At 64.0% G+C, this 20,310-nt stretch carries 15 protein-coding genes; 11 read left to right on the top strand and 4 right to left on the bottom strand.

The annotated features are described in order from the left end of the window. The first annotated feature begins 217 nt into the window (after positions 1-217). Together Q7V20_RS23885 and Q7V20_RS23880 are read left to right on the top strand one after the other, a co-directional pair. On the top strand, positions 218-6,502 hold the full coding sequence (locus Q7V20_RS23885; protein ID WP_304796724.1) for an Hpt domain-containing protein: 6,285 nt from the start codon (positions 218-220) through the stop codon (positions 6,500-6,502). Further along, positions 6,489-7,583, top strand: coding sequence for a GGDEF domain-containing protein (locus Q7V20_RS23880; RefSeq protein ID WP_304796722.1), 1,095 nt, complete (start codon positions 6,489-6,491; stop codon positions 7,581-7,583). Before Q7V20_RS23885 ends, Q7V20_RS23880 begins: the two co-directional genes overlap by 14 nt. A gap of 9 nt (positions 7,584-7,592) precedes the next feature. Here the strand turns inward: Q7V20_RS23880 and Q7V20_RS23875 are convergent, their stop codons facing one another. Next, positions 7,593-9,077: a deoxyribodipyrimidine photo-lyase gene (locus Q7V20_RS23875; protein ID WP_304796719.1), complete on the bottom strand. Its 1,485-nt coding sequence runs from the start codon at positions 9,075-9,077 to the stop codon at positions 7,593-7,595. A gap of 20 nt (positions 9,078-9,097) precedes the next feature. Here Q7V20_RS23875 and Q7V20_RS23870 point away from each other — a divergent pair, with 20 nt between their 5' ends. The 7 genes from Q7V20_RS23870 (at position 9,098) to Q7V20_RS23840 (ending at position 15,143) form a co-directional block, all read left to right on the top strand. Next, on the top strand, positions 9,098-9,682 hold the full coding sequence (locus Q7V20_RS23870; RefSeq protein WP_304796716.1) for a YqgE/AlgH family protein: 585 nt from the start codon (positions 9,098-9,100) through the stop codon (positions 9,680-9,682). Beyond that, complete coding sequence (gene ruvX / locus Q7V20_RS23865) at positions 9,679-10,101, top strand: Holliday junction resolvase RuvX (RefSeq protein ID WP_304796713.1); 423 nt, start codon at positions 9,679-9,681, stop codon at positions 10,099-10,101. Before Q7V20_RS23870 ends, ruvX begins: the two co-directional genes overlap by 4 nt. Continuing rightward, on the top strand, positions 10,098-10,613 hold the full coding sequence (gene pyrR, locus Q7V20_RS23860; RefSeq protein WP_304796710.1) for a bifunctional pyr operon transcriptional regulator/uracil phosphoribosyltransferase PyrR: 516 nt from the start codon (positions 10,098-10,100) through the stop codon (positions 10,611-10,613). Before ruvX ends, pyrR begins: the two co-directional genes overlap by 4 nt. After that, the gene (locus Q7V20_RS23855; RefSeq protein WP_304796707.1) at positions 10,610-11,581 is read left to right on the top strand and encodes an aspartate carbamoyltransferase catalytic subunit; all 972 of its coding nucleotides are present in this window, start codon (positions 10,610-10,612) and stop codon (positions 11,579-11,581) included. Before pyrR ends, Q7V20_RS23855 begins: the two co-directional genes overlap by 4 nt. A 7-nt stretch (positions 11,582-11,588) precedes the next feature. Further along, the gene (locus Q7V20_RS23850) at positions 11,589-12,917 is read left to right on the top strand and encodes a dihydroorotase (protein WP_304796704.1); all 1,329 of its coding nucleotides are present in this window, start codon (positions 11,589-11,591) and stop codon (positions 12,915-12,917) included. 42 nt (positions 12,918-12,959) lie between these two features. Beyond that, entirely contained in the window at positions 12,960-13,709 is a 750-nt protein-coding gene (locus tag Q7V20_RS23845) for a 1-acyl-sn-glycerol-3-phosphate acyltransferase (protein ID WP_304796701.1), read from the top strand. A 207-nt stretch (positions 13,710-13,916) separates the two neighbouring features. After that, entirely contained in the window at positions 13,917-15,143 is a 1,227-nt protein-coding gene (locus Q7V20_RS23840) for a fatty acid desaturase (RefSeq protein ID WP_304796698.1), read from the top strand. A gap of 176 nt (positions 15,144-15,319) precedes the next feature. Here the strand turns inward: Q7V20_RS23840 and rpmG are convergent, their stop codons facing one another. The 3 genes from rpmG to trxB all read right to left on the bottom strand — a co-directional run bounded on the left by rpmG (position 15,320) and on the right by trxB (position 16,919). After that, complete coding sequence (rpmG, locus tag Q7V20_RS23835) at positions 15,320-15,490, bottom strand: 50S ribosomal protein L33 (protein WP_230181974.1); 171 nt, start codon at positions 15,488-15,490, stop codon at positions 15,320-15,322. A 15-nt stretch (positions 15,491-15,505) separates the two neighbouring features. Further along, the gene (gene rpmB / locus Q7V20_RS23830; RefSeq protein WP_230181975.1) at positions 15,506-15,739 is read right to left on the bottom strand and encodes a 50S ribosomal protein L28; all 234 of its coding nucleotides are present in this window, start codon (positions 15,737-15,739) and stop codon (positions 15,506-15,508) included. Between the two features lie 223 nt (positions 15,740-15,962). Further along, positions 15,963-16,919, bottom strand: a complete 957-nt coding sequence (trxB, locus tag Q7V20_RS23825; protein WP_304796693.1) for a thioredoxin-disulfide reductase — start codon at positions 16,917-16,919, stop codon at positions 15,963-15,965. Positions 16,920-17,107: 188 nt separating this feature from the next. Here trxB and Q7V20_RS23820 point away from each other — a divergent pair, with 188 nt between their 5' ends. Both Q7V20_RS23820 and Q7V20_RS23815 read left to right on the top strand, forming a co-directional pair. Next, positions 17,108-17,779: a Crp/Fnr family transcriptional regulator gene (locus Q7V20_RS23820; protein ID WP_304796690.1), complete on the top strand. Its 672-nt coding sequence runs from the start codon at positions 17,108-17,110 to the stop codon at positions 17,777-17,779. Positions 17,780-17,829: 50 nt separating this feature from the next. Beyond that, positions 17,830-20,310, top strand: a complete 2,481-nt coding sequence (locus tag Q7V20_RS23815; RefSeq protein WP_304796686.1) for a DNA translocase FtsK — start codon at positions 17,830-17,832, stop codon at positions 20,308-20,310.

Genomic DNA, 20,310 nt, shown 5'->3' with positions numbered 1-20,310 from the left:
ACAAGCCTTGCGTGAAGCAGAATCTGCGAACGTGGTCGTCTCGAACATCCAGCACATTTTTGCGGTGACCGAGCAGACCGGTGAAGGTACCCGATCAACGACCCAGCTCGTGCGCGAGCTGTCCAAGACCGCCGACGAACTTCAACAGTCGGTGTCCCGGTTCAAGATCGCTTAAGACTCGAGAGTCGACCCCATGGACAGCATGCAAGCAGCCCCGATGTCAGACGATCTCAGCGCCCTGGCGTGGGTTCAGGAAGAACTCCGCAAATCGCTGGATGCCGCGCACAAGGCGCTGCACCGTGGCCTCAAGGACGCCAGTTCGTCAGAGTCCGACATGGACGCGCGCGACCCGGCCGTGCTGCGCCAGGCGCGCCAGCAAATCCACCAGGGTGTGGGTGCGCTGGAGTTGGCGGGCTTGCCTGCTGGGGCCACTTTGCTGCGCGCCAGTGAGGCCGTGGTCCAGAAGTTCATCAACCGGCCTGCTTCCCTGACGGAAGCCGCTGTGCAGGCGGTGGAGCGCGGCTCCTTTGCCCTGATGGACTACATCGGGCGCCGGTTGAACGGCAAGAATGTGCCTGCACTGGCGCTGTTTCCCCAATACGAAGCCCTGATGGCCCTGGCCGGCACGACCCTGCCGCGCCCCACTGATCTGTGGAGCCAGGACTGGCCCAAGGTGGCGCTGGAAGCGCCGTTGGCCCCGCCTGAATCGGCCATGCCACGTGCTGCAGACGAAGCCACGGTGGATGATTTCGAATCCGGTTTGCTGGCGCTGCTGCGCCGCAACCAGCCGCGTGACGCGGTGGCCTTGGCCGATCTGTGCGCTTCGCTGGCCAGCGGCTCGTCGCAACGCCATGCGCACCGCGAATCGGCAACCTGGATGTTGGCCAGTGGCTTCCTGGAAGCCCTCGCGGGCGACCACGTGCCGCTGACCGTGCACGCCAAGCGGGTGCTGTCCTCGCTGCTCAAGCAACTGCGTGTGCTGGTGCAGGGCAAGGAAACGCCTTCGGATCGCCTGGCCCAAGAACTGTTGTTCTTCTGCGCGCAGGCGTCGGGCTCGAACGCCAAGCCTGATTCGGTGCTGTCGAACGTGCGCCGCACCTTCGGCCTGGACCAACATGCGCCGGTCAATCTCCTGGAATCCAGCCTCGGCCGTTACGACCCTGCCTGGGTGGCGCAGGCCGTCAAACGCGTGGCCGGTGCCAAGGATGGCTGGTCGGCGGTCGCGGCTGGTGAGTTGCTGCGCCTTGGGGGCCTGAACGAGCAGTTCGCCCTGGTGAGCGAGTCCCTCAAGCGGCTGTACCCCGATGGCGAGGTGCTGGCCGAGGCGCTGTCGCAGGCTGTGAACCAGACCGTGCAGTCGGGCCAGTCGCCCGAGCCCAGCCTGGCCATGGAAGTGGCCACCAGCCTGCTGTACCAGGAAGCCTCACTGGAAGACGGCGAGTTCGATCACGCCGATCAGAAAGACCGCATCCACCGCTTGGCCGCCCGCATCGATGCGGTCCGCCTGGGCCAGCCAGCGCAGCCGCTGGAATCGTGGATGGAAGACCTCTACCGCCGCGTCTCCGACCGCCAGACCATTGGCAGCGTGGTGCAGGAGTTGCGCAGCAACTTGAGCGAAGCCGAAAAGAACATCGACCAGTTCTTCCGCGACCCCACCCAGCCTGCGTCGCTGGTCAACGTGCCCACACAACTGCAGGCCATGCGCGGCGTGCTGGCGGTACTGGGCCTGGACATGGCGGGGCACGCCACCGTGCGCATGCGCGAAGACGTTGACCACCTGCTGCAGCCCGACACCAATGTGCAGGAAGCCGGTGACGCGGGGGTGTTCGACCGCCTGGCCAGCAACCTGGGTGCGTTGGGCTTCCTGATCGACATGCTGAATGTGCAGCCCAACTTGGTCAAGGCGCTGTTCAAGTACGACGCGGACACCGGCGTGCTGTCGCCCCTCATGGGCCGCGAGCGCTCGGCACCGATCCCGGTGGCCTTGCCCGACCCGGTCGAAGCCGCCGCCCAAAAGGCCGAGCGCGACGAAGTGCAAACCGCGGCTGAAGCCGTGGTCGAGTCGGTCACCCGCGATGAAGTGTCCTTGAGCGATGTCTCGGACGAATTGCAGAAACTGGCCGACACACCCATGGTGCAGGATCAGCCGGCCCTGGCCGACACGGTGGCTTCCGCGCAAGCAGCCTTGGCCACGGCGCAGGCCTCCGACGATGAAGACGCTCAGGCGCTGGCCCGCGAACAGGTGGCCCAGGTCATGGCCGATTTCGCGCAGTCGGTGTCCGAGCCCGTGGGCCTGGACCTGCCCGTCGGTGAAACCTTCACCGACAGCGGCCACACGCCCTTGATGCCCACGCCTGTGGTGCCCGCTGAGCCCACCGGCCTGGAAGAAGACGACGAGATGCGCGGCATCTTCCTGGAAGAAGCCAATGAAGTCATCGCCAGCGCCCAGGAGGCCACCGAAGGCTTGATCGCCAACCCGGACGACGTCACCTTGCTCACCAGCGTGCGCCGTGGCTTCCACACCCTGAAGGGCAGTTCGCGCATGGTCGGCCTGAACGACTATGGCGAAGCGGGCTGGGCCTGCGAGCAACTGTTCAACACCTGGATGGCGTCGCAAGCGCCAGCCAGCCCCGACTTGCTGGGCTTCACCGCCGAAGCGCTGGAGTACATGGCCGGTTGGACCAAGGCCATCGAGGCGCGCCAAGCCCAGGGTTGGCACAGTGCCGACCTGGTTCGCGCTGCCGACACCTTGCGCCTGGAAGGGCGTCGCGTGCCCATCGGTGGGGGCTCCACCTTCGCAGCCACGGACGTCCAGTCCTTCGCGGCCGAAGAATCCTCGGCACCGGCTGAAGACGACTTGTCCGATCTGACCTTGCCCCTGGTCGATCTGGGGGGCGAGCAGGAGCCGTCAACCGCGCTTGAAGACGAGCCCGTCACCCAGCCATCGGCGTTCAGCGAATCGCACCTCCCCAGCATTGACGGCGATTTGCTGACCCTGGAGTTGCCGCCCGAAGAGGATGCCACTGCCGTATCGGTGGAAGCGACCGAACTCACCGAACCCGATTTGCGGCTGGACGAAGATGCCTTGCCTGCGGAGCCCGAACCCGCCATCGTGCTCGACCTTGTGTCCGACGAGGCCCTGCAGGTGCAAGTGCCCGAGGTGTTTGAAAATTCGCAACCGCTGTACCTCGAGTCCGAGCCTAGCGTGTTCGCCGACGATGCTGCCGCTGATCCGGTTGACGAGCCCATCGTGCTGGAAGAAGCAGAAGCCGCCGCGCCGGAAGAGCCCGCCAAGACTGAAGAACCCCCGGCCGAATCCGACGAGCAGGTCAAGGTCATCGGCCCGCTGCGCATCAGCATTCCGCTGTTCAACATCTACCTGAACGAGGCCGACGAGCAGTCTCGCCGCCTGTGCACCTCGCTCAGCGAATGGGCGCTGGAGTTGCACCACCCGGTCTCGGAAGACGCGATTGCCCTGGCGCACTCGCTGGCGGGCAACTCCGCCACCGTGGGCTATGCCGAGTTGTCGCAACTGGCGCGTCTGCTGGAGCACAGCCTGATGCGCGCCCATGCTTTGGGCCGCGGCGAGCCCGAGGTGGCCGCCTTGTTCAACGAAGCGGCCGACGACATCCGCCATCTTTTGCACCAGTTCGCTGCCGGTTTCCTCAAGACCCCGAACGACGACCTGATGCGCCGCCTGGAGGTGTACGACCACACCGCCTCGCGCCGCCTGGAAGCGCGCAGCCTGCTGGGCGAACTCGACACCGGCGAGGGCGAGGAAGGCCAGCCTGGTTCGGAAGAGAACCGCAGCCATGGGCACCTGCGCCTGGTGCATTCGGTCGATGAATCGGCGGTGCCTGATTCGTCGTTTGACCAGTCTTCGCACGACGAAGTGGTCCCGACCCAACCCAGCCCTTTGGGCCAGGCCGAGATCAAGTCGCTGGATTCGCTGCCCGAGGTGTTGCCCGCCGCTGCGGCGCCCGTCATGCGCAAGGCCGACAGCATCACCGGCCTGGACGACCGCGACGACCTGGAAGCCCACGACGCCGTGGATCCCGACCTCTTCCCGATTTTCGAAGAAGAAGCGCAGGAGTTGCTGCCCCAGCTGGCCAGCCAGATGCGCGAGTGGCTGGAGCAGCCCACGCACCCCGCCGCGCCCGCCGCGTGCATGCGCACGCTGCACACCTTCAAGGGTGGCGCGCGCCTGGCCGGGGCCATGCGCCTGGGCGAGTTGGCCCACCGCCTTGAAACCACCATCGAGCACCTGATCGGCCTGGACACGATCACCCGTGACGACGTCGAGCCCCTGGAAGCCCGCGTTGATGCGCTGGTTGAAGAGTTCGAAGCCCTGTCTCAGCGTGATGCGCAGACTTACAACGCCGAGGTCAGCAAGCCACTGCCACCGGCCGAGCCGGTCGAAACGGTGTCGCGTGTGGTCGAGTCGCTGCCTGCGGATGTTGTGAGCCCACTGGCGCCCGGTGACCTGCCGATGCCGGTCGAGGCTGCCACCGCAGACGTGACTGGCGCCGCCGCGGCGCTTCCCGCGGTGATCGACTGGACCACCCTGGCCAACAACGGCCGCCGCCTGACCGTGGCGCCCAAGCGCGACAACACGCAGGCCGCCGTGCAAGCCGTGGTGCGCGTGCGCCCGCAACTGCTGGACCGTTTGGTGAACCACGCTGGCGAGGTCAGCATTGCCCGCACCCGGATCGCCTCGCAAGTGGGCCAGATTCGTGGCTCGCTCACCGACCTCACCGACAACTTGGGCCGGCTGCGGCAGCAACTGCGCGACATCGAACTGCAAGCCGACACGCAGCTCAACACCCGCCTGGAAGCCGCCCGTGCCGCCAGCCAGAACTTCGATCCTCTGGAGTTCGACCGCTACACGCGCTTCCAGGAATTGACCCGCATGATGGCCGAGTCGGTGAACGACGTGGCCACGGTGCAGCGCTCCCTGAACCGCACGCTCGAAGTCGCCGAAGACCAATTGGCCGCGCAAGCCCGTTTGACGCGCGACTTGCAGGACGACCTGTTGCGCACGCGCATGGTCGAGTTCGAAGGCCTGTCTGACCGCCTGTACCGCGTGGTGCGCCAAGCCGCCAAGGAAACCGGCAAGCAGGTCAAGCTGGACATCGTGGGCGGCGCCACCGAAGTCGACCGGGGCGTGCTGGAGCGGATGACCGGCGCTTTCGAGCACTTGCTGCGCAATTGCATCACCCACGGCATCGAGGTCCCGGCCGTGCGCCAGGCCGCGGGCAAAGACCCGGCGGGCTTGGTGATCGTGTCCCTGCGCCAGGAAGGCAATGAAGTCTCGCTCGAATTCCGTGATGACGGCGCTGGCCTGAACCTGGACCGCATCCGCCAGAAGGCCGTGGCCATGGGCCTGATCCAGCCTGACGCGGACGTGCCGCCCGGCGAATTGGCCCAGATGATTTTCACGCCCGGCTTCTCGACGGCCGACACGGTCACCGAGTTGGCCGGTCGCGGCATCGGCATGGACGTGGTGCGCTCCGAAGTGAACGCCATGGGCGGTCGCATCGAAACCTCCACGGCGGCAGGCCAGGGCACCAGCTTCAAGCTGGTCCTGCCTTTGACCACGGCGGTCACCAAGGTGGTGATGCTGCGTTGCGGTGATGTGACCGTGGCCGTGCCCACCCACTTGATCGAAATGGTGCGCCGCGCCAAACCCGCCGAGGTGGAGCAGGCCTACGAGTTCGGCACCTACCAGTTCGCCGACCTGGTCCTGCCCTTCTACTGGCTGGGCGCCTTGCTGCAGAACAGCCCGCGTGGTGTGGCCGAAGGCCGTTCGCTGCCAGTGATCGTGGTGCGCTCGGCGCAGCAGCGCATCGCCATGCACGTGGACGAAGTGCTGGGCAACCATGAAGTGGTCGTCAAGAACCTGGGGCCGCAGCTGTCGCGCCTGCCGGGCTTGGCGGGCATGACCTTGCTGGCCTCGGGTGCCGTCTCGCTGATCTACAACCCGGTGGCCTTGGCCACGGTCTATGGCGATGTGGCCCAGGCCTACACCAAGGCCGCTTTGCACGCGGTGGCCAACGGCGAAGAAACCGAAGCACAGCAGGCTGAGGCGGTGGCTGTAGAAGCCTTGCCGCCACTGGTTCTGGTGGTCGACGATTCTCTGACCGTGCGCCGCGTCACGCAGCGCCTGCTGACGCGTGAAGGCTACCGTGTCGTGCTGGCCAAGGATGGCATGGACGCGTTGGAGCGTCTGGCCGAAGAAGTCCCCGTGGTGGTGTTGTCCGACATCGAGATGCCGCGCATGGATGGCTTCGACCTGGTGCGCAACATCCGTGGCAACGACCGCTGGAAGCAACTGCCGGTGGTGATGATTTCTTCGCGCATTGCCCAGAAGCACCGCGATTACGCCACGCAGCTGGGCGCCAACCATTACCTGGGCAAGCCTTACGGTGAAGAAGAACTGCTGGCCCTGGTGGCCCGCTACGCCTTGCAGCGAGAGGCGGCAGGTGTGAGTGGCGCTGCCTGAGTTTGTGGACACCGACACCAGTGCGATCGATCAACTGGCTCACCTGACCGCCCAGCGCGATCGTGAGCTGTTGGATGTGTCGCTGGCCCAAAGCGTCCTCGAGTTGCTGAATGCCTCCAGCGTGGGTGTTTACCGTGTTCTCGGCCAGGAAGGCACGGACCAGCACTGGTCTTGTTCCGGCCTGGCGCGGCGTGGTCGCTTGACCGTCAGCGATCCGCCCTGGTTGGACCCCGACACCATGCCTTTCCTGGAGGACTTTCCTGCCCGGGAAGAAGCCTTGGTCTCGCGCATGCTGGTCCAGCGCGCCTTGAATGAAGCCGAGGACGGCCCCTCGGCGGACGATGCCACCTGGTTGACGGTGCTGACCTTGCACGCCGAGTTGGGCCAATCCGGCGTGCTGGAAGTGCGCTCGGCCCAGGCCTTGCCCTTGCGCGACCTGCGCTCCATGCAGACCTTGCTGCGCGTGTTTGGCAATTTCCAGAACTTGCTGGAATCCAGTCAGCGTGATTCCCTCACCGGTTTGCTCAACCGCCAGACTTTTGACGCCACGTTCCTGAAGGCCTCGATGCCGGTGCAATTGAGCACCGAGGAGGCCGAAAGCGAAGCCGAGCGCCGTGGTTCGCAGATGGACACCTTCTGGCTCGGCGTGATCGACATCGACCACTTCAAGCTGGTCAACGACGGCTTCGGCCATTTGATCGGCGATGAAGTGCTGGTGCTGGTGGCGCGGATCATGCGCCAGACCTTTCGCCACTACGACCGCCTGTTCCGCTTTGGCGGCGAGGAGTTCGTGGTGCTGTTGCGTGGCGGTACCGAGAAGCACGCCTTCCGTGTGTTCGAGCGCTTCCGCCAGAACATGCAGGCCTATGCTTTTCCGCAAGTGGGGCAGGTCACGGTCAGCCTGGGCTTCACTGGCGTTCACCCGCACGACACGCCCAGCGCCGCTTTCTCACGCGCGGACCAGGCCGTCTACCAGGCCAAGCGCCAGGGCCGCAATCAAACCTTGTGTTTCGAGAACCTGGTCAGCCAGGGCATCATCACCACCGAAGGCGACAAGGTCGGCAAGATCGAGTTGTTCTGAGCGCCCGGTTCAGCGTGGCTTCTCGCCGCTTTTGACCACCGCGTAACGTTCCAGGGTTTCTGCCCGGGCCTCGTCGTGCTGAACGATGGGCGGTGGGTAGTCCACCGCATCGCCCAGGTCACCTTGCCAGGGGGCGTGGATGGCTTTGTCGCTCAGGTGGGCCAGCTCGGGCACGTAGCGGCGGATGAACTTGCCGGCTGCATCGAATTTCTGGCTTTGGCTGATGGGGTTGAAGATGCGGAAATAGGGTTGCGCATCGCAGCCCGTGGAGGCGGCCCATTGCCAGCCACCGTTGTTGGCGGCCAGGTCGAAATCCAGCAGTTTCTCGGCAAAGTAGCGTTCGCCCCAGCGCCAGTCGATGCCCAGATCCTTGATCAAAAAGCTGGCCACCACCATGCGCAGGCGGTTGTGCATGTAGCCGGTCTGGTTGATCTGGCGCATGGCGGCGTCCACCAGGGGGTATCCGGTGCGCCCCCCGCACCAGGCGGCAAAACGCGCTTCGGCCTTGGCACCGCTCATCCACTTGATCTTGTCGTATTCGCGTTTGAAGCTGTGCCCGATCACATGGGGGTGGTGGTGCATGACCTGGTGGTAAAAATCGCGCCAGATCAGCTCGGACAACCAGGTTTGCGCGCCGACAGAGCCGGCCTTGCTGCGGTCCCAGGCCAGCTTGGCCAGCAGGCGGATCGACACCGTGCCAAAGCGCAGGTGGGTGGACAGGTAGCTGGGCCCTTTCACGCCGGGGAAGTCACGCGTGTCGCGGTAGTGGTCCATGCGATCCAGGAAATCATCCAGCAGCGCTTGGGCGCCACTCATGCCGGCGGGCACTTTCAGGGCCTCGGTGGCTTCGAAGCCAAGTTCACCCAGGCTGGGCAGGCGCGCTCCATTGGCCGCTTTCATGCCGACATGGGCCGGAATGGCCGCCAAGTGCTGCGCATGGCTGGCCCCCGGGTAAGCCTTGACGTAAAACTCGTCAATCTTCTTCAGCCAGTTGTTTTTGTAGGGCGTGAAGACGCCATAGGGTGTGTCGTTGCCGGTCAGGATCTCGTTGCGCTCGAAAATCACGTGGTCTTTGGACGTGAAGAGTGCCGCGCCCACGTCGCTCAACTTGCCGCGCACTTTGGCGTCGCGCGCCAGGGCGGCGGGCTCGTCGTCGTGGTTGGCGAACACGGCCTGAACGCCCAGTTGCTGGGCCAGGCGGGGGATTTCCGTGAGTGCGCTGCCGTGCAAAACGATCAAACCCGCGTCTTGAGCGTGGGGGGCTTCCCGCGCGCTGGCCAGTTGGCGCAGGGCCTCGTCCAGCTCGACCAGGCTGTCACGGATGAAGACCACCCGGCGGTCTGCGCGGGGCAGGGGGTCCAGGATGTCGGTGTCAAAAACGAACACGCACCACACGCGCCTGGCCTGTTTCAGGGCGTAGTGCAGGGCGGCGTGGTCGGTGCTGCGCAGGTCGCGGCGGAACCAGACAAGGGCGGAATCAAACTGAGTGGTCATGTGGGGTCTAAAATCATGGCATGTCTGAAGGCGCACCCTCTATCGATCTGAGCAACCAGTTCCTCATTGCCATGCCCGGTATGACCGATGGCAACTTTGCGGGCGCGGTTGTCTACCTCTGTGAACACACTGAAAACGGGGCTTTGGGCCTCGTCATCAACCGTCCCATCGACATCAATCTGCGAAATCTCTTTGAAAAAGTGGACCTGAGCCTGGACCGCGAGGACTTGGCGTCCCGGCCAGTCTACTTCGGCGGCCCGGTGCAAACCGAGCGCGGCTTTGTCCTGCACGACAGCCTCGACGCGGAAGGGGGGCACTACAGCTCCACCTTGAAGATCCCCGGCGGCCTGGAAATGACCACTTCGCGCGACGTGCTCGAGGCCCTGTCAAACGGCGCCGGGCCCAGCCGGGTCTTCATCACCCTGGGCTACTCGGGCTGGGGTGCTGGGCAATTGGAGGACGAGCTAGGCCGCAATGGCTGGCTCAACGTCACCGCCGAGCCCGCCGTCATCTTTGACACCCCGGTCGAGGAACGCTACGACCGCGCCCTGTCCCTGCTGGGCATTGACCGCAGCATGTTGACCTCCGAGGCCGGACACGGATGAGCGTGGCCGTTCAAAGCTACCTGGCCTTCGACTACGGCCTCAAGCGCGTGGGCGTGGCCAGCGGCAACACCTTGCTGCGCCAGGCCCAGCCCCTTCGCACCATCGCGGCCGATGGCGATGCCCGTTTCGCCCAGATCGGCAGCCTGATCGACGAGTGGCAACCGAATGCCCTGGTGGTGGGCGTGCCTTTCCACCCCGATGGCGCCGAGCACGAAAATACCCTGCGCGCGCGCCGCTTTGCCCGCCAGTTGCAAGGCCGCTTCAAGCTGCCCGTGCACGAGGTGGACGAGCGCTATTCCACCACCGAGGCTCATGCTGATGGTGCCCGCGACCTGGACGCCGCTTCCGCCGCCATCCTGCTTCAGCAGTTTTTCAACGAACATCCTGAACCTTCCGACCTTTCAAAGGGGCCTGAGTGAGCGATCAGCAACACACCCTGCACCTGGACGCCGAGGCGCTTTACGCCAACTTGCTGTCTGGCGTTCGCCGCATCGTTTCGGCGGACACGGCCCTCGTGGGCATCTGGTCGGGCGGCGCCTGGTTGGCCGAGCGCCTGAGCCAGGATCTGGGCCGCACCGAGCCCCACGGCGTTATCTCGTCAGCCCTGCACCGTGACGATTTCGGCTCGCGCGGCATGGCCGCCACCACCGACGCCACGCACCTGCCGTTTTCCGTCGAAAGCCGCCACATCCTGCTGATCGACGACGTGCTCTACACCGGGCGCACCATCCGCGCCGTCATCAACGAGATGTTCGATTTCGGCCGCCCGGCCAGTGTCACCCTGGCGGTGCTGGTCGACCGTGGCGGGCGCGAGCTGCCGATTGAGCCCGCCTTGTCTGCCGCCCGCATCACCTTGCCGGCGGACCAGCGCGTGTCCCTGGTCCGCGCCGACGACGGTCGTTTCCAGTTCCATTTCGAGAGGGTCGAATGACGACCACCAAGCGCCACCGCAATCCCCAGCTCAACGGCCACGGCGAGCTGATCCATCTGTTGTCCACCGAAGGCCTGCCCAAGGCCGTGATCCACAAGATCCTGGACACCGCCGAGACGTTCCTGAGCGTCAACGACCGCGAGGTCAAGAAGGTGCCGCTGCTGCGCGGCAAGAGCGTGTTCAACCTGTTTTTCGAGAACAGCACGCGCACGCGCACCACCTTCGAGATCGCCGCCAAGCGCCTGAGCGCCGACGTGATCAACCTCGACATCGCGCGCTCGTCTGCATCGAAAGGTGAAAGCCTGCTCGACACCATCGCCAACCTGAGCGCGATGCACGCCGACATGTTCGTGGTGCGCCACGCCGAATCGGGCGCGCCTTACCTGATCGCCCAGCACGTGGCCCCGCACGTGCACGTGGTCAACGCCGGTGATGGCCGCCATGCGCACCCCACGCAGGCCTTGCTGGACATGTTCACCATCCGGCACTACAAGAAGGATTTCAGCAACCTGACCGTGGCCATCGTGGGCGACATCGTGCATTCGCGCGTGGCCCGCTCCAACATCCATGCGCTGACCACCTTGGGCGTGCCCGAAGTGCGCGTGGTTGGCCCCCGCACCCTGGTGCCCGGCGACCTGCGCGACATGGGCGTGCGCGTCTGCCACGACATGGTCGAAGGCATCAAGGACGCCGACGTCATCATCATGCTCCGCCTGCAGAACGAACGCATGTCTGGCGGCATGCTGCCCAGCGCGGGCGAGTTCTTCAAAGAGTTCGGCCTGACCGAAGAAAAGCTGGCCCACGCCAAGCCCGATGCCATCGTCATGCACCCTGGCCCCATCAACCGTGGCGTCGAGATTGACTCTGCCGTGGCCGATGGCAAGCAAAGCGTCATCCTGCCCCAGGTCACCTTCGGCATCGCCGTGCGCATGGCCGTGATGTCCATCATTGCCGGCAACGAGGCTTGAACCCGACATGAAAATCCTCATCAAGAACGGCCGCCTGGTCGACCCTGCCTCCGGCCTCGATCAGATCGGTGACTTGGCCATCACCGGCGGCCGCATCACCGCCATTGGCGACGCCAAGGCTGATTTCGCGCCCGACCGAACCATCGACGCCACCGGCCTGATCGTCGCCCCCGGCCTGGTTGATCTGGCCGTGCGCCTGCGCGAACCCGGCCACGAACACGAAGGCATGCTCGAATCCGAACTGGCCGCCGCCGCCGCCGGTGGGGTGACCAGTGTGGTCTGCCTGCCCGACACCGATCCCACGCTGGACGAACCCGGCCTGGTCGAGATGCTCAAGTTTCGCGCCCGCAAACTCAGCCGCTGCCGACTCTTCCCCCTGGGTGCGCTAACCCGAGGCCTGAAGGGCGAAAACCTCACCGAGATGGCCGAGCTGCACGAAGCAGGCTGCGTGGGCTACTCGCAGGCCGAGGTGCCCATCCGCGACACCCAGGTGCTGCAACGCGCCCTGCAATACGCTGCCACCTTTGGCTACACCGTCTGGTTGCGTCCGCAAGATGCCTGGCTGGGCAAGGGCGTGGCCGCCAGCGGCCCGGTCGCTACCCGCCTGGGCCTGTCCGGCGTGCCAGTCAGCGCCGAAACCATCGCCCTGCACACCATCATCGAACTGGTGCGCGCCACTGGCGCCCGCGTGCACCTGTGCCGCATTTCCAGCGCGGCGGGTGTCGATCTGATCCGCCAGGCCAAGGCCCAGAACCTGCCCATCACCGCCGATGTCAGCATCAATTCCCTGCTGCTGACCGACGTGGACATCGGTTACTTCAACCCCGCCATGCGCCTGAACCCGCCTTTGCGCCAAGGCCGTGACCGCGACGCCCTGCAGGCCGGTCTGGCCGACGGCACGCTGGACGCCCTGGTGTCCGACCACACCCCGGTCAGCGAAGACGAAAAGACCCTGCCTTTTGGCGAGGCAGAACCCGGCGCTACGGGCCTGGAGTTGCTCTTGAGCCTGGCCCTGAAATGGGCCGGCGCTGACCACGAACAGCCCGCCAACCCAGCCCGCTTGCGCCAGGCCTTGTCGGCCGTCACTTGTGGACCTGTCAAAGTGCTGGGCGATGCGCTCGGCTCGCTGTCATCCAGCGCTGGGCGACTGGTGCAGGGCGGCGTGGCCGATGTCTGCATCTTCGATCCGGCCGTGCGCTGGCAGGCTGAGCCGGGCACCTTGACCAGCCAGGGCAAGCACACCCCCTTTGCCTTCGAGGTGTCGGGCACCGACCTACCGGGCCGCGTCCGCCTGACCTTGGTGGCCGGGCAGGTGGCCCACGAAGTGGCCGCTTGAACCGTGTCGTCTTCTGACAAAGCCCTGGCGATGGCATCGCCCATGAGCCGCGCCTGGTCAACCTGGGTGCTCGGACCCTGGCGCCTGTTCAACATCGTCGTGCACATCGTGCGAGGCTTGTGGCTGGCCCGCATCGCCTATGTCGATCGCCCGGCCACCGAGCGTGACGAGGCGGTGCGCCATTGGTCGCAGCAGTTGCTCAAGGTGCTGGGCGTCACCCTGGTCGTGAAGGGGCACCCTCGCCCCGGCGCCAAGCTGGTGGTGTCCAACCACGTGTCCTGGCTGGACATCGTGGCGATCAACTCGGTCGTGCCTTCACGCTTTGTTTCCAAAGCCGAAGTGGCCGCGTGGCCGGTGGTCGGTTACATGGTGACCGCCGCCGGTACTTTGTACCTGCAGCGCGAGCGCCGCCGCGACGCCATGCGCGTGCTGGGTTTGATGTCCGATGCCCTGCGCGAGGGCTACACCGTGGCGGTTTTTCCGGAAGGCACCACTGGCGATGGCCACCAACTCCTGCATTTCCACGCCAACATGCTGCAATCGGCGATCGATGCCAAAGAACCGGTGCAGCCCCTGGCTCTGCGCTACAGCGACGAGGCGCACGACATCAGTCCCGCCGCCGCTTTCGTGGGCGACACCACTTTGTGGCAATCACTGTGGGGCGTGATCACCGCCCGGCAATTGACCGTGCAGGTGACGGTGATGCCCCTGCAGGCGGTGGACCATGCCGATCGCCGCGCCCTGGCGGAACTGCTCAGCACGCAAATTGCTGACTGTCTTGAGCGGAATTGAGCGTTTCGGCGCCAGTTTTTCCGGGCCTACAGCCCCCAGCCTTGGAAACAAACTGGGCAGGTGTGGAAAAAGCCGCAAGGCTCGGGTTCGCACAAAGGGTTGTCACGCTGCTTCGTGGGCGCCGCAACCCCTATTGTTTTGACACGAGGGCGCACCCATCTACCGTGAGCCACCTACAATGGCTGGTTCCGCTCGAAAGGTTTTTGAATGTTTGATTTTCTGTCCATGGGTGCGGTCCACGACACGCTCGTGCAATGGTCGATACAAGGTGTTCTGAACGCCAGCTGGTGGCAAGTGTTGCTTGCCACGCTGGTATTGACGCACATCACCATCGCTTCTGTCACGATCTTCCTGCATCGTTCGCAAGCGCACCGCTCTCTGGATTTGCATCCCATTCCTTCTCATTTCTTCCGTTTCTGGCTGTGGCTGACCACCAGCATCGTCACGAAAGAATGGGTGGCCATTCACCGCAAGCACCACGCCAAGTGCGAAACCGAAGAAGACCCCCACAGCCCGGTCGCCCACGGCATCAAAACCGTGCTGCTGCGTGGCCGTGAGTTGTATGCCGCCGAAGCTGAAAATCAGGAAACCCTGAAAAAATACGGCCACAACACGCCCAACGACTGGGTGGAAAAGGTCGTCTACACCGGCAAAGCCAATTGGGGCGTCATCCTGATGCTGCTGCTCGACCTGTTCCTGTTCGGCGCCATCGGCATCACCGTCTGGGCTGTGCAAATGCTGTGGATCCCCGTGACGGCCGCCGGCATCATCAATGGCCTGGGCCACTGGTGGGGTTACCGCAATTTCGAGGCGCCCGACGCGTCCACCAACATTTCGCCCTGGGGCATCATCATTGGTGGCGAAGAGCTTCACAACAACCACCACACCTACCCGACTTCAGCCAAGCTGTCGGTCAAGCCCTACGAGTTCGACATTGGCTGGGGCTACATCCGGGCCCTGGAAGTGATGCGCCTGGCCAAGGTCCGCAAGACCGCGCCGCGCTTGATGCTGGGCGACATCCGTCCGGTGGCCGACGCCAAGACGCTGGAGGCCATCGTGGCCCACCGTTACGAGCTGATGGCCGGGTATGCCCGTGAGGTCAGCGCTGCGTGCTCGGCCGAGTTGGCCAGGCTGAAGGCCGGTGGGCAGGAAGCTGCAGCCGACAAGCTGCAGCGCGTTCGCCACTGGCTGCACCGCGATGACGACAAGGTACCGCAGGGGCTGCGCAACGAGATTTCACAAGCCCGCGAGGCCCATCCCAAGCTGGACAAGCTGATCGTGATGCGTGAAGAGTTGCGTGCCCTGTGGACGCGCACCAATGTGTCTGCCGAGCAATTGGTGGTCGATCTGCAGGGCTGGTGCCAGCGCGCCGAAGCCAGTGGCGTCGCCGCCCTGGAAGACTTCTCCCGCAAGCTGCGCGCTGCGCACGCCTGATACCCATCACGCAGCGTCGTGCCCAGGGGCTTTTGCCCCGCACATGTTCAAAGCCCCGCACTGCGGGGCTTTTTCTTGGGCAATCCACTCATCCATCCATCCGACATCAGTCGACCATGAAAAAACCCGCTGAGCTTGCGCCGAGCGGGTTTTTGCGACAAGAAAACCAGTCTGAATTACTTTAGCTTGATTTCCTTGTAGGCCACATGCTTGCGAGCCTTAGGGTCGAACTTCATGAATTCCAGCTTGTTGGGCGTGGTCTTCTTGTTCTTGGTCGTGGTGTAAAAGTGGCCGGTACCCGCAGTGGATTCCAGCTTGATCTTTTCGCGTCCGCCTTTAGATGCCATGATTCAGCTCCCGGATCACAGTTGGCCACGGGCACGCAGATCCGTCAGGACCTGGTCGATGCCCACTTTGTCGATCAAGCGCAAAGCCGATGTGCTGATGCGCAGGCGCACCCAACGGTTTTCGCTCTCGACCCAGAAACGACGGTACTGCAGGTTAGGCAGAAAACGACGCTTGGTTTTGTTGTTCGCGTGAGAAACATTGTTTCCCACCATCGGGCCCTTACCCGTGACTTGACAGACGCGTGCCATGACGCTTCTCCGTTCGCTGTGATTGCGCTTGTTGCCGCTGCGCTTTGTGTGACGAAGCAGTGATCAGAACAAGGATCCAAAAACTGAACCCTTGGGTCATCACCCTTCCGGTGACAGCGCCCAACCCATGAAAACTCATGGAGTCAAAGCACCGAACACCGGGACGAATTTTGCAAAGACTGAGATTATAACCAAAAACTCGAGGCTTGCCAATCAAAGTGCATCAAGCGCCCTCTTGCTCCAGGAAGCGCTGCGCATCCAGGGCCGCCATGCACCCCGTTCCGGCGCTGGTGATGGCCTGGCGGTAGATGTGATCCTGCACGTCGCCAGCCGCAAAAACGCCCGGAATGCTGGTCATGGTGGCCATGCCGTTGCTGCCACCCTTGGTCAGGATGTAGCCGTCTTTCATCTCCAGCTGGCCCTTGAAGATGTCGGTGTTGGGCTTGTGGCCGATGGCGATGAAGCAGCCCTTGAGCTCCAGCTCGGTGGTGCTTTCGTCCAGGGTGCTTTTCAGGCGCACGCCTGTTACGCCACTCTGGTCACCCAGCACTTCGTCCAGGGTCTTGAACAGGTGCAGCTCGATCTTGCCGGCCGCCACCTTCTCATAAACCTTGTCGATCAGGATGGCCTCGGCGCGGAACTTGTCGCGGCGGTGTATCAGGTGTACCTTGGAGGCAATGTTCGACAGGTATAGGGCCTCTTCAACGGCGGTGTTGCCGCCACCGACCACGCAAACCACGGCATCTCGGTAAAAGAAGCCATCGCAGGTGGCGCAGCCACTCACGCCGCGGCCCATGAAGGCTTCTTCAGAGGGCAGCCCCAGGTACTGGGCCGAGGCGCCAGTGGCAATGATCAAGGCTTTGGTGGTGTAGGTGCCGGAGTCGCCTTTGAGCGTGAAGGGGCGCTTGGACAGGTCGACCTCGTTGATGTGGTCGTACAGCATCTTGGTGTGAAAGCGCTCGGCGTGCTCCTGAAAGCGCTGCATCAGTTCCGGGCCTTGCACGCCATGGACGTCGGCTGGCCAGTTGTCGACTTCGGTGGTGGTCATGAGTTGTCCGCCCTGGGCCATGCCCGTGACCAGGGTGGGGTGCAAATTGGCGCGCGCGGCGTAAATGGCGGCGCTGTAGCCAGCGGGGCCCGATCCCAGGATCAGGACGTTGCTATGTTGGGCGGTGGACATCGTTTTTCCTTGTGGTGTTCAAACTGTGCGGGTTTCCAGCCTCATATTTGGGCTTGGCTTAGGGTTTGCAATCGATAAAGTGCCTACAAATTCCTGGAGTCCTGCCGAAAATTGTAGGGACTGGTGATTTGTCTCACACCAGATAAGGTGAATGTTTCACCTCGAATTCATCCAATGAGGAGCTTTCCATGGCCATGCTGTCCAATCTCGATCTGATCCGGCGCGTACCGCTGTTCTCGATGCTCACGGCAGCACAGGCCGAGGCCATCGCAGAGGGCGTCGTCAAACGCCGCTATCGCCGTGGCGAGCTCATCGTCGAGCGGGGTCGCAAGACCAATTCCTTGTTCATCCTCCTGACGGGCCGCGCCCGCGTGGTGGCCTCGGACGAGCGCGGCCGTGAAGTCATCCTGGCGGTGCTCGAAGCAGGCGACTACCTGGGTGAGATGAGCCTGATCGACAACGATCCGCATTCGGCCACGGTCCGCGCCGAAGTGCAGACCGATGTGCTGGTGCTGGGACGTGCAGATTTTGCCCGCTGCTTGCCCGAAAACTCCAGCTTGTCCTACGCAATTTTGCGCGGCTTGGTGCAACGCCTGCGCAATGCCGACCGCCAGATCGAGTCCCTGGCCCTGCTGGACGTCTACGGCCGTGTGGCCCGCGCCCTCCTGGACATGGCCGACGATGACGATGGCGCCAGGGTGATCCGCGGCAAGGTGTCGCGCCAGGATCTGGCCAAACACGTGGGTGCTTCGCGCGAAATGGTCAGCCGCGTCATGAAGGACCTGGAAGAGCGTGGCCTGATCGAAACCCAGGACACCGGCAGCGTGGTGCTCAAGGAGCGCCTGGTCGCCACGGCCTGACGCCCATTCCACCGGCTTCATCGCTTTGAAAATGCCCGCACAATGCGGGCATGACTTTTCCGTTGGGCTCACTCCGCCATGAGGCGTCTGCGGACGCCAAATCCGACCGGCGTCCGGACGCCTCCGCGTCCCCGCGCGTGACTGGGCGACTGCACCGCAGCCCGGTTGTGGTGGCGCCCGAGCCACCCGGCCCCCCGCTTGAAAACACTTTCCGCTTCCAGGCGGGCTTGCTGATCGGCGGCGTGCTGCTGGTGCTGGCCTTGCTGTCTCTGGCCAGCCACAGTCGGCTCGATGCCGCTTTCACCACCTCCGGCTTGAACCAGGAGGCCGCCAATTGGGGCGGGCACCTGGGCGCTTATGCCTCTGATGTTGCCTTGTTCCTGTTCGGCCAATCGGCCTGGTGGGGGTTGATTGTGGGTGCGCGGGTCTGGCTCAGTGCGCTGGCGCGATGGTTGCGCCGTGACACTGCTGTTTCCCTCATTCCTTCTGGCGCGGTGCCGCTGGCCTCGCAGGCGACCGATGCCGTGCCTCGCTCGCGCTGGTTGTTCTGGCTGGGCGTTGTCCTGCTGATGTCGGCCAGTTGCGCGCTCGAGTGGTCCCGACTTTACCGGCACGAGGCCACTTTGGCTGGCGAGCACGCCGGTGGCATCCTGGGCATGAGCTTGGGCCTGTTCAGCCATAAATGGCTGGGCTTCAATGGCTCGGGCGTGGTCTGGATCGCCTTGCTGATCGCCGGGTTGTCGCTGGCGCTGCGTTTCTCGTGGCTGGACATCGCCGAGCGCATCGGCGGTTTGTTCGACCGCTTGCGCGAACGCCGCGAGGCCAAGCGCGAAGAAGCCGTGGATTTGCGTATCGGCGAAAAAGCCACCATTGAGCGCGAACGCGTGGCCGAAGAGATCCGCCACGAACAGCCCTTTGAGCCCATCCCCTTGGTGATTGAAAAGCCGATGGTCGAGGTGCCCAAGTCCGACCGCATCATCAAAGAGCAGCAAAAGCCGCTCTTCTCCGACATGGCCGACACCAAGCTGCCGCAGATCGCGTTGCTGGATGCGGCGCAGGGCCGCATGGAAACCGTCACGCCCGAGACGCTGGAGATGACGTCCCGGATGATCGAGAAGAAGCTCAAGGACTTCGGCGTGGAAGTGCGCGTGGTCGCGGCTTCGCCCGGCCCGGTCATCACCCGCTACGAGATCGAACCGGCCACGGGCGTGAAGGGCTCGCAGATCGTCAACCTGGCCAAGGACTTGGCGCGCTCGCTGTCGCTGGTCTCGATTCGTGTGGTTGAAACGATTCCCGGCAAGAACCTGATGGCGCTGGAGCTGCCCAACGCCAAGCGCCAGATGATCCGCTTGGCCGAGATCCTGGGCTCGCAGGTCTACAACGATGCGCAATCCATGCTCACCGTGGGTTTGGGCAAGGACATCATCGGCGCGCCCGTGGTGGCCGACCTGACCAAGATGCCGCACTGCCTGGTGGCGGGCACCACTGGTTCCGGTAAGTCGGTGGGCATCAACGCCACGATCTTGAGCCTGCTTTACAAGGCCGAGGCGCGCGATGTGCGCCTGATCCTGATCGACCCGAAGATGCTGGAAATGAGCGTCTACGAAGGCATCCCGCACCTGCTGTGCCCAGTCGTGACCGACATGAAGCAGGCGTCCAACGCGCTGAATTGGGCGGTGGGCGAGATGGAGCGCCGCTACAAGCTCATGAGCAAGATGGGCGTGCGCAACCTGGCTGGGTACAACAAGAAGATCGACGAGGCTGCCTCGCGTGGCGAGTTCCTGCCCAACCCGTTCAGCCTGACACCAGAGTCGCCCGAGCCGCAAGAGCGCATGCCTTTCATCGTCATCATCATCGACGAATTGGCCGACCTGATGATGGTGGTGGGCAAGAAGATCGAAGAGCTGATCGCGCGGCTGGCGCAGAAGGCCCGTGCTTCGGGCGTGCATTTGATTTTGGCCACGCAGCGCCCCAGCGTGGACGTGATCACGGGTCTGATCAAGGCGAACATTCCCACGCGCATTTCTTTCCAGGTCAGCAGCAAGATTGACAGTCGCACCATCCTCGACCAGATGGGCGCCGAAGCCTTGCTGGGGCAGGGCGACATGCTGTACCTGTCTTCGGGCAGCGGCCTGCCGGTGCGCGTGCACGGCGCTTTTGTCAGCGACGATGAAGTTCACCGTGTCGTTGAATACCTGAAGTCGCAGGGCGAGCCCAACTACATCGAAGGCATCCTGGAAGGCGGCGTGCTGGATGGGGATGCTGGCAGCGATGGTGTGCCTGCTGGTGGCGACTCAGAATCCGACCCCATGTACGACCAGGCCGTGGCCATCGTGCTTCAGCACCGCAAGGCTTCGATCTCGCTGGTGCAGCGCCACCTGCGGATTGGCTACAACCGGGCCGCCCGTTTGCTGGAGCAGATGGAGAAATCCGGCCTGGTGTCCAACATGGCCACCAATGGCAACCGTGAACTGCTGGTGCCCAACCGCACTGGCGATGGTGGCGCAACCGCCGCCCCCTGGGACGCCTGA

The sequence above is a fragment of the Aquabacterium sp. genome (genome assembly GCF_030652515.1).
In the GTDB taxonomy this organism is placed as follows: Bacteria; Pseudomonadota; Gammaproteobacteria; order Burkholderiales; family Burkholderiaceae_C; genus Aquabacterium.
The sequence above is the reverse complement of the archived record's forward strand: the minus strand, read 5'-3'. Positions and strand labels throughout refer to the sequence as shown.

Excerpts from the sequence above, each read along its gene's own strand:
- Q7V20_RS23885 (WP_304796724.1), top strand. The coding sequence starts at position 218 with ATGTCAGACGATCTCAGCGCCCTGGCGTGGGTTCAGGAAGAACTCCGC.
- Q7V20_RS23875 (WP_304796719.1), bottom strand. The coding sequence starts at position 9,077 with ATGACCACTCAGTTTGATTCCGCCCTTGTCTGGTTCCGCCGCGACCTG.
- Q7V20_RS23870 (WP_304796716.1), top strand. The coding sequence starts at position 9,098 with ATGTCTGAAGGCGCACCCTCTATCGATCTGAGCAACCAGTTCCTCATT.
- ruvX (WP_304796713.1), top strand. The coding sequence starts at position 9,679 with ATGAGCGTGGCCGTTCAAAGCTACCTGGCCTTCGACTACGGCCTCAAG.
- Q7V20_RS23855 (WP_304796707.1), top strand. The coding sequence starts at position 10,610 with ATGACGACCACCAAGCGCCACCGCAATCCCCAGCTCAACGGCCACGGC.
- Q7V20_RS23850 (WP_304796704.1), top strand. The coding sequence starts at position 11,589 with ATGAAAATCCTCATCAAGAACGGCCGCCTGGTCGACCCTGCCTCCGGC.
- Q7V20_RS23845 (WP_304796701.1), top strand. The coding sequence starts at position 12,960 with ATGAGCCGCGCCTGGTCAACCTGGGTGCTCGGACCCTGGCGCCTGTTC.
- Q7V20_RS23840 (WP_304796698.1), top strand. The coding sequence starts at position 13,917 with ATGTTTGATTTTCTGTCCATGGGTGCGGTCCACGACACGCTCGTGCAA.
- rpmG (WP_230181974.1), bottom strand. The coding sequence starts at position 15,490 with ATGGCATCTAAAGGCGGACGCGAAAAGATCAAGCTGGAATCCACTGCG.
- rpmB (WP_230181975.1), bottom strand. The coding sequence starts at position 15,739 with ATGGCACGCGTCTGTCAAGTCACGGGTAAGGGCCCGATGGTGGGAAAC.
- trxB (WP_304796693.1), bottom strand. The coding sequence starts at position 16,919 with ATGTCCACCGCCCAACATAGCAACGTCCTGATCCTGGGATCGGGCCCC.
- Q7V20_RS23820 (WP_304796690.1), top strand. The coding sequence starts at position 17,108 with ATGGCCATGCTGTCCAATCTCGATCTGATCCGGCGCGTACCGCTGTTC.
- Q7V20_RS23815 (WP_304796686.1), top strand. The coding sequence starts at position 17,830 with ATGACTTTTCCGTTGGGCTCACTCCGCCATGAGGCGTCTGCGGACGCC.